14 protein-coding genes are annotated in these 13,897 nt (G+C 43.2%); 3 read left to right on the top strand and 11 right to left on the bottom strand.

Annotated elements, in window-relative coordinates; all coding sequences use genetic code 11:
• The first annotated feature begins 61 nt into the window (after window positions 1-61).
• Window positions 62-1,435: a diguanylate cyclase domain-containing protein gene (locus Q7P33_RS13970; protein ID WP_303871254.1), complete on the top strand. Its 1,374-nt coding sequence runs from the start codon at window positions 62-64 to the stop codon at window positions 1,433-1,435.
• Between the two features lie 120 nt (window positions 1,436-1,555).
• On the opposite strand, the gene Q7P33_RS13965 is transcribed toward Q7P33_RS13970, so the two are convergent.
• From Q7P33_RS13965 to pyrB, 8 genes are all read right to left on the bottom strand, one after another.
• Complete coding sequence (locus tag Q7P33_RS13965) at window positions 1,556-2,077, bottom strand: type 1 glutamine amidotransferase domain-containing protein (protein ID WP_303871253.1); 522 nt, start codon at window positions 2,075-2,077, stop codon at window positions 1,556-1,558.
• A 186-nt stretch (window positions 2,078-2,263) separates the two neighbouring features.
• Window positions 2,264-2,839 carry an orotate phosphoribosyltransferase gene (gene pyrE / locus Q7P33_RS13960; protein WP_303871252.1) on the bottom strand — a complete coding sequence of 192 codons (576 nt, stop codon included), beginning with the start codon at window positions 2,837-2,839 and terminating at the stop codon, window positions 2,264-2,266.
• 95 nt (window positions 2,840-2,934) lie between these two features.
• Window positions 2,935-3,840, bottom strand: a complete 906-nt coding sequence (locus tag Q7P33_RS13955) for a dihydroorotate dehydrogenase (RefSeq protein ID WP_303871251.1) — start codon at window positions 3,838-3,840, stop codon at window positions 2,935-2,937.
• Window positions 3,833-4,534 (bottom strand): dihydroorotate dehydrogenase electron transfer subunit, encoded by a 702-nt coding sequence (locus Q7P33_RS13950; RefSeq protein ID WP_303871250.1) that lies wholly within the window; start codon window positions 4,532-4,534, stop codon window positions 3,833-3,835. Before Q7P33_RS13950 ends, Q7P33_RS13955 begins: the two co-directional genes overlap by 8 nt.
• Window positions 4,525-5,385, bottom strand: coding sequence for an orotidine-5'-phosphate decarboxylase (gene pyrF, locus Q7P33_RS13945; RefSeq protein ID WP_303871248.1), 861 nt, complete (start codon window positions 5,383-5,385; stop codon window positions 4,525-4,527). The genes Q7P33_RS13950 and pyrF overlap by 10 nt, the downstream gene beginning before the upstream one ends.
• The gene (locus Q7P33_RS13940) at window positions 5,357-6,532 is read right to left on the bottom strand and encodes a dihydroorotase (protein ID WP_303871247.1); all 1,176 of its coding nucleotides are present in this window, start codon (window positions 6,530-6,532) and stop codon (window positions 5,357-5,359) included. Before Q7P33_RS13940 ends, pyrF begins: the two co-directional genes overlap by 29 nt.
• Before the next feature lie 279 nt (window positions 6,533-6,811).
• Window positions 6,812-7,246 carry an aspartate carbamoyltransferase regulatory subunit gene (locus Q7P33_RS13935; protein ID WP_070372102.1) on the bottom strand — a complete coding sequence of 145 codons (435 nt, stop codon included), beginning with the start codon at window positions 7,244-7,246 and terminating at the stop codon, window positions 6,812-6,814.
• Window positions 7,243-8,169 carry an aspartate carbamoyltransferase gene (gene pyrB / locus Q7P33_RS13930; protein WP_303871243.1) on the bottom strand — a complete coding sequence of 309 codons (927 nt, stop codon included), beginning with the start codon at window positions 8,167-8,169 and terminating at the stop codon, window positions 7,243-7,245. Before pyrB ends, Q7P33_RS13935 begins: the two co-directional genes overlap by 4 nt.
• 382 nt (window positions 8,170-8,551) lie before the next feature.
• On the opposite strand from pyrB, the gene Q7P33_RS13925 reads away from it, so the two are divergent.
• Entirely contained in the window at window positions 8,552-9,445 is an 894-nt protein-coding gene (locus Q7P33_RS13925; protein WP_303871241.1) for a fumarylacetoacetate hydrolase family protein, read from the top strand.
• 117 nt (window positions 9,446-9,562) lie between these two features.
• On the opposite strand, the gene Q7P33_RS13920 is transcribed toward Q7P33_RS13925, so the two are convergent.
• From Q7P33_RS13920 to rsmA, 3 genes are read right to left on the bottom strand one after another with little or no spacing between them, the layout of a single operon-like run.
• On the bottom strand, window positions 9,563-10,363 hold the full coding sequence (locus Q7P33_RS13920; protein ID WP_303871239.1) for a hypothetical protein: 801 nt from the start codon (window positions 10,361-10,363) through the stop codon (window positions 9,563-9,565).
• Complete coding sequence (locus Q7P33_RS13915) at window positions 10,360-11,406, bottom strand: ABC transporter ATP-binding protein (protein ID WP_303871237.1); 1,047 nt, start codon at window positions 11,404-11,406, stop codon at window positions 10,360-10,362. The genes Q7P33_RS13920 and Q7P33_RS13915 overlap by 4 nt, the downstream gene beginning before the upstream one ends.
• 44 nt (window positions 11,407-11,450) lie before the next feature.
• Window positions 11,451-12,317, bottom strand: coding sequence for a 16S rRNA (adenine(1518)-N(6)/adenine(1519)-N(6))-dimethyltransferase RsmA (gene rsmA, locus Q7P33_RS13910; RefSeq protein ID WP_303871236.1), 867 nt, complete (start codon window positions 12,315-12,317; stop codon window positions 11,451-11,453).
• A 332-nt stretch (window positions 12,318-12,649) separates the two neighbouring features.
• On the opposite strand from rsmA, the gene Q7P33_RS13905 reads away from it, so the two are divergent.
• Window positions 12,650-13,897 (top strand): cache domain-containing protein (locus tag Q7P33_RS13905; RefSeq protein WP_303871234.1); only part of this gene is annotated, 1,248 nt, incomplete at its 3' end.

Below are 13,897 nucleotides of genomic sequence, written 5' to 3'. Positions count from 1 at the left end.
CACCTTTAAACAATGCATGTTATAATTAAACAAATTTACTTATCGATTGGAATCATTGCCCATGGAAGAATTTTTCGCCACCAATACCTCGCAACAAATTCTCAACCGCATTTTTTCCCTGAATCTTGGCCTTTTATGCATCCTCCATACGGATGGACGTATTGAAAAAGTCAATTATACCTGGGAAAAAACCTTTGGCTACAGTGCGGCAGAATTACTCGATACCAACATCATTGATTATGCGCATCCCGATGACCGGGATGCAACGACTTTTGTTTTTTCAGAATTATTGCAAACGAACCACCGGCTCACCTTTTCGAATCGTTTCCGATCTAAAGATGGTAACTACCGATACGTCGACTGGGAATTTAATTGCCACGATAACTACGCCTATGTAGCTGGAACTGACATCACCCACATAAAGCTCTCTGCTGCCGGTCTGAAAGAACTTCGTGGACAGCTCGATAAGCACCAGCTTCAAAACAAACTGGAAGACCTTTGTCCGATTCGTCAGAAAATCCTGGTGGTTGATGACTCACCCCTTAACACCAAAATAATGGAAAGTGCACTGATTGAAGATTACGATGTCCTGATATCTCACAGTGGTAAAGAAGCCCTATCTATTTGCAATTCCAACGATCCCCCGGATCTTATCCTGTTGGATATTGTTATGCCTGAAATTGACGGCTATGAAATCTGCCGACGACTTAGTAAGAGTACAAAAACGAAAGATATACCGGTGATCTTTCTTACCTCTCTCACTGCTGCCAGAGATATTGAGTTCGGCTTAACTCTGGGTGCCATCGATTATATTACTAAACCCTTCAGCATCCCGATAATCAAAGCCAAAATCAAAAACCATCTGGCTGTAAAATACTATCAGGACACCCTAAAAATCAATACGGATGTTGATCAATTGACCCAGATCGCCAACCGCCGACGTTTCGATGATACCATGACCCTGGAAATTAAAAAAGCCAAACGAACGGGCACCATTTTATCTGTGCTTCTGCTTGACATTGATCATTTTAAATATTATAACGATACCTATGGTCATCTGGAAGGGGATGCTTGCTTGAGAAAGGTTGCTGCTACTCTATCGGTTACGCTTAAGCGCCCAAAAGATCTGGCAGCCCGCTGGGGTGGCGAAGAATTTGCTTGTTTGCTCCCCAACACCAATACTCACGGAGCTCAAAACGTTGCCGAATCGCTACGCAGCGCCATTCTGAATTTGAACATTCCTCATGGGTCCTCTCCTGTCAATGATATGGTTACTGTATCTGTCGGGGTTGTTTCTTCTAATCCAATGGATGAAAACTCCTTTGACAACCTGTTACGCCGTGCTGATGAAGCTCTTTATCAGGCCAAAGAAACCGGAAGAAACCGGATAGCAGTCTGGCACGAGGACATTGAAGCCATGAGCCCGTATCTTTAATCACTGTCTGCAGTTTATGCTCGCTGCGGTCCGTTTTTTACAAAAAATACCGACATCTGTCCACTGCAACTTATCTTGGTAAGTGGTGGACAAATGTCGGTTATTTTTTTACAGGTCTGATCAATCCTGAGCTTTTAATACGTTGATATAATCAATCATATATTCTGGCAGATCTGGGGGCCGACGACTGGAGACAATGTGGCCGTCAATAATCGAAGGCGTGTCATGCCAGATGGCTCCGGCATTGGTCATGTCATCTTTAATCCCCGGGGTACTGGTGACGTTTTTCCCTTTGAGGATACCGGCCGAGATCAACACCCAACCGGCATGGCAGATTTGGCCAATGATCCGTTTTCGCTCATCAAGGTTGCGAATCATCTCCAGCACCACCGGAAAACGACGGATTGCATCGGGTGCCCAACCGCCGGGAACCAGAATCCCATCATAATCGTCAGGATTGATGTCAGTATAGGCCAGGTCGGATACACAGGGCACACCGTATTTACCGATGTACTTTTTGTTAGCGATCTCCCCTACAACATGAACGGTAACCCCTTCTTCCCGCAGACGCAGTACTGGGTACCATAATTCAAGATCTTCAAAATCATTACTGATTAATGCGATAATCTTTTTGTTTTTCATCTTGTTTCCTCCTGTTTTTTAATTGTAAACTAACTATACGGTACCTCAGTTTTTCATCTAAGTTCGGTACCGACCAATTGTTAATCTGTTGTATCAATTGTTGGTACTACGACTGTTTATTTCTCACTTACTTCGAATAAAGTTATCGGTACCAAAATTAACATATTGCAAAGCATTTTTTCAATGCTAGGCATTCCCTCTGGAACCAGGCTTAACCAGGGCGACTTGGCCTCCTTTGCAAACGGGACAGTCGTCGGGATCCCAGGCGGTGATTTCCAGTTTGATGGCGGAGTAGATGGGCATGTTGATTTCAACCCCGGCTGCCCGGCGGTCAGCGATGCAGGCCACGCCGAGAACCACCGCTCCTAGGTCTTCGAGAACTTTCTTGGTTTCAATGGTGGATTTTCCGGTGGTAACGACGTCTTCAGTAATGATCACCCGCTCGCCCGGTTTGATTTCAAAGCCACGGCGCAGTTCCATCAGGCCATCTTTACGCTCGGTAAAAATCGACTCTTTACCCAATTGTCGACCGATTTCGTAGGATACGATGACACCGCCCATGGCTGGGCCAACCACTTTGTCGATTTCCAGCGCTTTGAGCTGTTCAACAACCGGTGCCAGAACCTTGGCAGCCGCCTCTGGAAAGCGCAGCACCTTGGCGCACTGAACATATTGATCGCTGTGTTTACCGGATGACAGTAAAAAATGTCCTTCCAGAAATGCATCGGTTTCTTTTAATATTTCTAAAACTTCCTGACTCATATTATTCCTCATTTCCTATTGTAATTTCAATTCACATCGGTTAATTTATTTTGATAAAATCTATTGTTCGTTATTTATACCCAGGCTATTGCGTATTAAACAATTCCCCTGACTTCGCCGATATTGGCCAGTCCTTCGTTAATGCAATAGGCTTCTAAGCCAGCAATGATCTCAAGTGGTGCCATCGGGTTATTGAAGTTAATGGTACCGATTTGAATACAGGTAGCCCCGGCCATAATGAATTCCAGAGCATCTTTCCAGTCGCTGATCCCTCCCATGGCCATCACCGGGATCTTTACCGCCTGACAGACCTGATGGGCCATCCGTAGGGCAATGGGTTTCACCGCAGGGCCGGAAAGGCCGGCATAAAGGTTGTCAAAAACAACTGCTTTTTTTCTGTAATCAATGGCCATTCCCTGCAATGTATTGATCAGTGAAATGCCCTGGGCCCCCGCATCCTCGCAGGCCCGGGCAATATCGGCGACTGCTTCACCATTGGGTGACAATTTGACCATAATCGGATGTCGGGAAATTTCCACAACTTTTCTGGTAATCTCGCCAGCTGTTTCAGCCTTGATCCCATAGGCCATTCCCCCGGCTTTAACATTGGGACAGGAAATATTGAGCTCAATCAACTGGGCATCAATGGCGTTGAGTTTTTCAATCGCAGTGAGATATGATTCTTCATCTTTGCCACCGACGTTAACAATTGTGACGGTATCGATCTCTTTAAGATGGGGCCATTCATTTTCGATAAAAGCATCGATTCCTGGATTTTCCAGGCCGATACTGTTCATCAGCCCGGCTGGTGTTTCCCAGAGCCGCATCCCGGTATTTCCCGATTTAGGTTCTAAGGTCAGTCCTTTTGAACAGAGACCGCCAAGTTTGGCCAGATCATAAAAGGCTTCATACTCCCGACCGAAACCAAAGGTTCCGGAAGCCGGGATGACCGGGTTTTTAAAGTGGATGTCATTAAATTTGGTTTCCAGATAATTAGACATTAAAGACCTCCTCCCGGACAAATACCGGGCCGTCCTTGCAGACCTTTTTGTTCCCGGAACGGGTTTCACAGGTGCACCCCAGACAGGCGCCGATTCCACAGGCCATATGGGCTTCCAGCGAGACGTAGACGGTATTTTCTGCCGGTACAGCATTCGCCACTGCTGCCATCATCAATTCCGGCCCACAGGTTACCACGGTTTCGCCGGGTAAAACGGAAAGTTTGTGGGTGATAATCCCGCCGACATCAAGCACAACTTCATCGGCCAGCGAAGCAAATGCCTCAATTCCGTAGGCGATATCCCGAAAGCCCAGATAAACCCGACACTTCCCGATGGGGTTTTGATCCCGATAGTGTCGCAGTAGATAATAAAGCGGTGCTGTTCCAATTCCACCACCTACGATACAAAGGTCGCCAATGATTTCCGGAAAACCATTGCCGTAAGGACCCTGGATGGTCACCTCATCATCAGCCTGCAGTTTCGCTAAGATTTCTGTTCCTTTCCCCACCACTTGATATAAAAAAGTGAGTTGACCCGATTCATAATCGTGAACACTGATCGGCCGGGACAATAGCGGATCCTTGTCCCAGGCGCGTAGCATAAAGAATTGACCCGGCTTGACGACACCGGTAAATGCCACGGTCATTTTAAAAACCCCCGCTGAAACAAGGGTATTGCTTAGAATTACAGCCATTTAAGAATATCCTCCTGCATTGCCAAGGTGGCGTTCCGGATATGCTCAGCAAAGCCCTCATCTTCACAACCAGCTTTTTGATGACCAGTGATCAGTCCCCGGGATGAGTTAACCACTGCACACCGGGATTTTTTGAGAATATTGGCTATGTCTTCGCCCGTTCCGCCCTGGGCGCCGTAGCCCGGTACCAAGAAGAAGGTATGGGGACACCGGGCTCGAATCGCCTCGAATTCATCTGGTCGGGTCAGTCCAACTACTGAACCAATCGCTGAAAAACCGTTTTCTCCTATGAAAGCACTTCCCCAGGCTTCAATTTTATCGCCCATGATTTCATAGATGGTATCTTCACTAACTTTCAGGTTCTGAAGATCCACTGCCGACGGGTTCGATGTTCGTTGCAGGATAAAAATACCCTTGCAATTTTCCTTAATATACTGATAGTAAGGTGATACCGCATCTTCGCCCATATACGCATTAACAGTCATAATATCGACTTCGAAGTCACCCGTGAAGTGACCTTTGGCATACTGATCACCGGTGGACGAAATATCGCCCCGCTTGACATCACCAATCACGACAATGCCCTTGCTTCTTGCATATTTAACCGTTTCGCTATAAGCTTTCATGCCATCCAATCCCAGTGACTCATAACAGGCAATTTGTACCTTATAGGCAGCTGCCAGATCCTCGGTAGCATCAATAACTCTCTTATTGAATTCAGTTATTTTCTCACCATCGGAGCAGTCCTTACTGAGCAGGTATTTTGGCAAAAATTTTACGGTAGTATCCAAACCTACACAAATTGGTCCTTTTTTTATAGCTTCATGATAGAGCCGGTCCATTATCATCATATTTAATTTCTCCCTTCACCATAGTTATCATTACTTTTCCTTTTAGAGTCTCGCCACCAAAGGGATTATTCTTACTTTTTGAAACGAATTCTTTGGGATTAATTTTCCCTTCCCAGTTCAAATCCACCAGAACCAGATCTGCCGGATATCGTTCTTTGATGAGTCCTGCCTTAATGCCGAGGCGCTTAGCCGGAGCATAACTGAGCATCTCGCTGAGCTTCTCCAGGCTAATGCCATTTTGTTCAAAAACCGTGAAATACATCGCAAAAGCCATTTCAAAGTTATTGATTCCCGGAGCCCCTTTTTGTTTGTCCGCTTCGGAATGGGGAGCATGATCCGTACCGCACATATCAATGATGCCAGCTTTGATTCCTTCGATTAAAGCCCGGCGGTCGGGATAGGTTCGGAACGGCGGATTGACCTTATAGTCCATCGCCGAGGCAAAGATATGATGAGGGGTCACTTCGCAGGTAATATCAAGGCCCTTTTCCTTAGCTTCTTCAATCAGCTCCAAGGTATCTTTTTTGCTAATGTGACAAACATGCAGATGTCCGCCGATTTCTTCTAATAGCTTAACATCGCGTCGCACCAGTTCAGTTTCTGGCTGACAATGGGTTAGCAGAATAAAATCATGTTCTGTTGAAGCCTTAAGCCCTGACACCATCATGTCCGGATTCACAATCGAAACACCATCGTTGGAAAACACATTCGTCAGGGGTCGCAAAGATTGGACATCAACAAGATCCGTATCATTAAACGCTTTAGACAGTGCCGCCACCTGAATCAGGTTACAAAGGTGCAAATCCTTGGCCTTATCCAGATTGGCTTTGACAAGTGCTGCCTCATCCATGCAGGGCTTGGTATTCGCCATCGCTATCAAAGTCGTAAAGCCACCTTTTAGTGCAGCCTGCATACCGGTTTCCATGGTTTCTTTGTATTCATAGCCAGGATCCCGCAAATGACAGTGCATATCAATAAATCCCGGCATCAACAAATAACCCTGACCATCGATTTCCTGATCATATTCTGACTTAACATTCCCTTTTTCTTTATATACTTTTTTTATTTTTCCGTCTTCAATCAATACCTTGCCAAACCGTCTTCCTTCGGCATCAACCATTTCAACGTTCTTGATTAAGGTTTTCATCGTTCCTCCTTTTGACATTTCTGTTTCCAGTGATTGTAATGGTTTCATGAGTTCTTCCAAATTGCTAACTTAGATTTAGTACCGACAATTGTTACATCATGTTGTACGCATCGGAGCGAACAGGTTTATAAACCTGTCCGATTTTCGCGAAGGCAACGAGCCAATCACAAGTTGGCTTGTAGTTGGCGACTGCCCGCGACCAATGCGAAAGGAGCGCAGCGGATTTCGCATGGCGTGACGAACAACAGATTAACCATTGGTCAATACGACACAGCTAACCTACTCTTCATCAATAAAAGTGGTGTAGGCATCGCAATACTCACAACGGTATTGCTTTTTCTCTTCATTAACCAGAAAAAATTTAATATCCTTCACATCCTCATATTGGGTAATACAGCGGGGATTTTTACAAGTCATAATGCCATTAACTACTGTTGGTAGAGTCAAGCTTATTTTTTTATACAACTCACCATTCTTGACAAAGTTAATGGTCACATTGGGATCGATCAGACCAAGCACGGTCATATCAATCTGCAAATCGGTCTCTATTTTAATTAAATCTTTCTGTTTCATTTTTTTACTGGGAATGTTCTTAAGTAACACCACCACATCGTCAATATCATTGAGATGAAGTTCCTTGTAAATTTCAAAACCATGTCCCGCTTCAATGTGGTCGATGATAATACCCTTTTTCAGTTTCGATACGTTGATCATTTTCTATCCTCCACTCCCAGAAGTTTGGCAATCAGAGCCATCCGTACATACATCCCATATTTTGCCTGAGCAAAATAAACCGCCCGGGGATCTTCATCCACCTCTGTAGCGATTTCGTTGACCCGGGGCAAGGGGTGCATGACAATCATATCCGCTTTAGCGCCTTTCATTTTCCTTTTATCCAGAATATAGTAGTTTTTCAATCGCAGATACTCTTCCTCACTGACAAACCGCTCCCGTTGAACCCGGGACATGTAAAGAATATCCAATTCACCAATGACCTCATCCAGACTTGTCGTTTCCTTATAGGTTTGCGGATCCAGTTGATTGAGAATATGAGCCGGCATTTTCAATTCAGTGGGCGATATAAATACAAACCGGATGCCCTGATAACGGTTCAGGGTCTTTACCAGCGAATGGATGGTTCGTCCAAAAAGCAAATCGCCGCAAACCCCAACCACATGGTTATTACAACCGCCCTTAAATTTCCTGATTGTCAGTAGATCAGTCAATGTTTGGGTAGGATGTTCATGGCCGCCGTCACCGGCGTTAATAATTGGCATTTCGTTGGCAAACTTTGAGACCAGTCGGGCCGTTCCCTCCCGGGGATGCCTGATCACAGCGATATCTGAATAGCATTCGATGGTCCTTATCGTATCACCCAGACTTTCTCCCTTGGACACCGAGGAGTTATTGGGATCATCAAACCCGATGATTTCTCCCCCTAAACGCAGCATGGCAGCTTCAAAACTGAACCGTGTCCGTGTGGAAGGCTCATAAAAAAGGCTGGCCAATAATTTTCCCTTACAAACCAAAGAATAACCCTCAGGGTCTGCAATAATATTATCAGCCAGCTGCATAATCGATTCAATTTCATTTAGTTGAAAGTCTCCAGGCTCGATTAAATGTCTTCCTTTTAACATAATGTTCCTCCTATCATAAACACAATTATGGGCAAAAAACAAGCCGCTTTATAAAATAGCGGCATACTTTCTAACAGGCATCTTCCCTCATTAAATGTATCGTTCCTTTTGCACCTTTAAGCCTCGCTTACTAAAGCTCGCATACTTAATTATGATAATCATAATTTAATTAGACCTAATTGTCAATGAACTTTGATTAAAAGAAACCGTTATCTTAAGATAAATTTGAGCTTAGGAGTCGACGGAATCCTATTGAATGATTTGACTGGAATTTCGAAGCAGATAATGGTATGATAGTAATATAAATAATTGCTAAAATGACACCTGCATTAAGATCAATTTGCAATTTTAAATAACTCATACAATTAAGGGAGGGATTTTTATGTATTTCGTAACTTATCAATATAACGCATTTAGCGAAGGTGGCATTTTGACCGCCGATGAAACTAAGGTCTTACCCATAACAACCATCGCTAAACTCATGGGGCTCAAATTTCCCGAACGTCTGATCGACTTTATACCGCTGGCAACCAACGAGCTACTTGCTGACATCAAACAAGTCATGGCCGAACATCAGAACCTGGGCATCAATCTCAGCCTGGTCAAGCTGTTGGCTCCAATTCCCAAACCGCCAAGAAATATTTTCTGTTTGGGAAAAAACTATGCGGATCACGCCAAAGAAATCAGGAATATTCCTACCATGGGAGACGTGCCGGAAAATCCGATCTATTTTTCCAAACTGCCGACCTCAGTCACCGGACCGGATACGGTAATTCTTTCCCATGCCAAGGCTACCAAACAGATCGACTACGAAGTGGAACTGGCCATAGTAATTGGTAAAGAAGGCGCCGATATTTCCAAAGAAGACGCTGAAAATTATATTTTCGGCTACACCATTGCCAACGATATCACCGCCCGAGATCTTCAAAAAAAGCACTCTCAATGGTATAAGGGTAAGTCACTGGATACCTTCTGTCCCTTAGGTCCCCGAATTCTGCACAAAAACGATTTAAGAATTCCTTTTGACCTGGACATCACCTGTCGAGTCAATGGCGAAGTTCGACAGCACTCAAAAACTGGTCGGATGATTTTTGATATTCCATCCATTATCAGTGATCTATCGCAGGGGATGACCCTATTACCAGGAGATATTATTCTCACCGGAACTCCTGCCGGGGTAGGCTTTGCTCTCGATCCACCGCAATTCCTAAAACATGGGGATCAGATCGAAGCAGAAATCGAAAAAATCGGCATCCTTCGAAATACCATCGAATAATCAAAAAGCCAGGATTGTCTTGGGATCTTACCAAAGACAATCCTGGCTTTTTTAAAGCTACAATGTTACGGTTTAGTTTGGCAACGCTAAAACCAATCTGCGTCACTAAATGAGCATTTAAACGGGCAAACGTTTCAGGGTGAACACGCCAACAGCCGCCGCAAACAATAATCCAATAAAGACAGCAAAACCACCACTGATTAAACTGATACTACTTTGCCCTGTAACAATGGCAAGACCATCAAAGGCATTATACAGGGAGAATTTACCTAAAAAGGCCGTTCTTTCAGATAACTTACTGAGGGTATTTAGAATAAAGAAACTGACTGGAATCAGAGCTCCAAAAAAAAGTGCCGGCTTTGTACTGTTGAACAAACAGGAAAAGAAAAAACAAAACATCCCGATGGTCATTGTCATCAGACAAGCCCCTATATTCAGTTTTAAAAACACTTTAACATCAAGCATTCCCGGGAAAAAATGTTCACTCATGCCGTACCCAACCATAAAGAGAATCGTAAACAAAACCCCAATCGACGCCAGTAGATAAATTCCCTGGGTGACAATGATTTTGATACGACTATTGGGGGTGCATAGCAGGCTGGTAAATGAGCCTTCATATACCCACTTGGCCACGAGCCGATTGGCCAGAATGATGCAATAAACCATGGGAAAGAGGTAAATCAAAAATCCGTAAAAGAGACTGGCAATAAATCCGGTCAGTCCACTGTCAATGGTGCCAAAGCCTAGCGCGTTAACCAGTTTCGTCGGCAGGATCGACATCATATCAACCATTGCACCAATCCCATTAGGATCATAGATATAAATAATAACCGCCAGATAAATAGACATCAGCGCTGCAAAAACCATCAACAGAAAGGTGTTATTTTTAATATTCTTCAGAAACAATGGAATACTCATGCTTTTTTCACCTCTCTGACTGTTTCTTCCTGTTCAGGCAGTATATTGTTCTTTTTTGCTTTTTGAGTCATCATTCTCGGTTTTTTTTCGCTTTTTTTTGCTTTTTCATCATTTTTCCGGATATTTTTCAGTTCTTCTTTTATCTCGATATGATCTATTTCTTTTCGATAATGCTGCTGGAAAATCTCTTCTAATGACTGATTTTTTGAATTAAACACCAATACCTTCTCATGGGACAAAACCTTCATCAGCACATCAATCCGATCTCCGGGCGAAAAAATTTCATAGTCGCTCTGTGAAAACTGCTGATAGCCAAAACCATATTTTTTTATCTGCTCCAGATTTGGCGGAGCCGCGAATTTTACCAGATAAGCTTTGGTTTCTTCGGCCCGAAGGCTGACAATATCCTTATTTTCCACCAAGCGACCTTCTCTGAGAACTCCGACCCGATCACAGGTTCTTTCCACTTCTTCAAATTTATGTGTCGACAACAAAACTGTTTTGCCTCGCCGCTTTTCTTCCAGAATAAGGTCTAAAAAGCGGGACTGCATCAGGGGATCCAGTCCACTGGTGGGTTCATCCAATACCAGGGTTTGAGGATCATGCATCAATGCAGTGACAATGGACAGTCTTTTTTTCATAGCACTTGACATATTTTCGATTTTTCCCCGGGTTTCCACCTCAAATCGCTCCAGCAGCATGTCTCTGAGTCTGGTATTTTTCTGACCAAAAATTCCACGCATCTGAGTAATAAAGTTCAGATATTCTTTCACACGCATATTTTCAAAAAGAGCGACATCTTCGGGCACATATCCGGTATTTTTTTGAATCGCTGATGCTCTGGAAAAGCAATTTAATCCATCGATGGTGGCGCTGCCACGTCCGGCCCGGATCAATCCCATCAGCATCCGGATGGTGGTTGTTTTACCGGCATCGTCAGGACCCACATATCCAAAAACCTCACCTTTTTCAACATTAAAATTTAAATTGAAGATCCCTCTCGTGCTTGAATATTTAAGGGTTACATCCTTTAATTCAATCATTTTTTTCTCCTTAAAACCTTATTCGTTCTTAATACCGGATTCACTTAATTTTTCAACCGGCTGTTCAATTCATTGGCAATTCGACCAAAATCTGATCCGGTGAGGGTTTCACCACGAATTCCTGGTGCGATGTGACAAGCCGCCAGAGCCTCCAGTAAAACAGCTTTGTCAAATGGGGTATTCATGGTCAGCCCATTGATCAAGGTTTTTCGTCGATTCAGAAAACTGGCTTTGACGACGGATAAAAACAATTCCTTGTTTTCTAGCTCTATTTTAGGAACTGTCAGTTTTTTAAGGGTGACTACAATCGAGTCAACCTTAGGTTTAGGGATAAATACATGCGCCGGCACCTCAAAATCAATGGAAATGTCTGCATAAAACTGTGCCACGATACTCAGTGATCCATAAGCTTTGGTGCCCGGAACTCCACACAGACGCTCGCCCACCTCTTTTTGAATTAAAAAAGTCATCCGTTCAATAGGCAGATCGGATTCCAGAAAACCCATAATAATAGGCGTTGTGATATAATAAGGTAGGTTTGCCACAACCTTAAGCGGCATTGTGTCAAGTTGATCTCCCAGAATCTCCCAAACATTGATTTTTAGGATGTCACCCTGAACAATCTCAACATTATCACAATCATTCAGGGTCTCATGGAGCACTGGTATCAGTTTTTTATCTATTTCAACCGTAATTACTTTGGCGGCATGATCACTGAGGGCCTGGGTCATTGTTCCAATTCCCGGGCCGATTTCCAGCACCAGATCTCTTTTGCCCACGTCTCCGGCCTTTACAATCTTTTGGACAATATTTTCGTCGATTAAAAAATTTTGTCCAAATCGCTTGTTAAAGTGGAGATCATATTTTTTCAACAGTGCTTCGATGACCCGTGGTGATGTTAATTTTTCCATTCATTTCCTTCCATTATACAACTATTTACACTTTACGTTAGATTTCATAATATTCCATTTATAACTTAACTATTATACACTTTATTTAATCCCGCGGGAAGACTTTATCACTAATTCGCCAATTAAAGATCCAGACTTTTACATTATTTAGTATTATTCTAGAATTGGTATCTTTTTCCGAGTTCCTATCATATTACCATATTTTCCAGTCTGGTGTAATAATCTCTTGTAACCTGAAAGATAGCAGTATATAATGCTTATCAGAGAATCATTCTAATTATTGTTTAAGTAAAACCTTAAATTGCTGGAGCAACGTCCTGGCCTGGGAGAAAATGATGTTTAAAAAGAACACCCTTCATTCAAAAATAAACCTATTCATTCTCGGTATTATTCTTTTAATTGTCACCATTGGCTGTTTCGTTGCCATAAATATCTTTTTTTCTATTTACGAAAGTGAAATGACAAGAATGGTCACAACTGGAATTACTGAGTTTGAAGAACTTATCATTCAAGAAAACAAGAACTGGCTTCTCTCCTTCTCAGACGAATTGGCTGACCCTGAAAATCATTTACTCATTAAAAACGATCTGGCTTCAATCCAGGCACTTCATCAATATATTGGACATGCAAATAATGATGCGCTCGAGTTTGTCACGATAACCTACCTGGACGGCAGTAGCCACGAAGAAGTTTTTGCTGATCAGAGTATTCTAAACTTGGCTTCCCAAAACACCGTTTCATCGGCCACGAATCCGTATTTCTGGATTGATGGAAATGCCCAGCTGGGACTGCATCTATTCAGCCGCTACCCACTTTTCGGATCAGACCAGAGCCCTGCCGGGACACTGTTGATGGGGATAAATCTGGCTGATCAAAAAAGTGTGGACTATATGAAAAATACCGCCGCTCTGGAAGCAACGGTATTTGCTGGCAATACCCGGATTGCCACCACAATTGTCAAGAATAATGAAAACCAGATCGGCACAACTCTGGATCCGGCCATCGCCGATATGGTTCTGGATCAGAAAATTGACTATACCGGAAAAGCCGAAGTCCTGGGAGACCCTTATCTGGTTGCCTATTCTCCGGTTTTAAACCCCCGTGATGACGTCGTTGGGGTTCTGTTTGTTGGCAAATCTATGGTTTCCATTTACACAATCCGGAACCAGATTATTCTCTATATCGCAATTTTAGGCTTTCTCTTGCTGCTATTCTTTTATATCGTCTCTAATCACTGGTTGAGAATCAATATTACCCATCCCATCCGTTGGGTTGCAGATGCCATGAAAATGATCTCCCAGGGTCAATACAAGGTGCTTGAAAACATGCCAAAGGCCAAATATGAAGAAATTGAGATGCTTCAAACTACCATGTATGACATGGTCAACGAATTGGTTACCGGCAAAAAGAACTTGGAAACAGCAGCCTATATTGATTCCATCACGGGTTTACCAAATCGGGTTTCGCTGTATAAAAAGTACCAGAACAATCCCCTTATTGATAATAGCAATACCTTAAAGCAGGTATATTATATTGATGTTGATAATTTAAAATATATCAACAATTTATTTGGTCACAAT

The sequence above is a fragment of the Acetobacterium wieringae genome (assembly GCF_026646375.1).
Taxonomy (GTDB): Bacteria; Bacillota; Clostridia; order Eubacteriales; family Eubacteriaceae; genus Acetobacterium; species Acetobacterium wieringae_A.
This window is presented reverse-complemented; position numbering and strand designations above follow the sequence as displayed.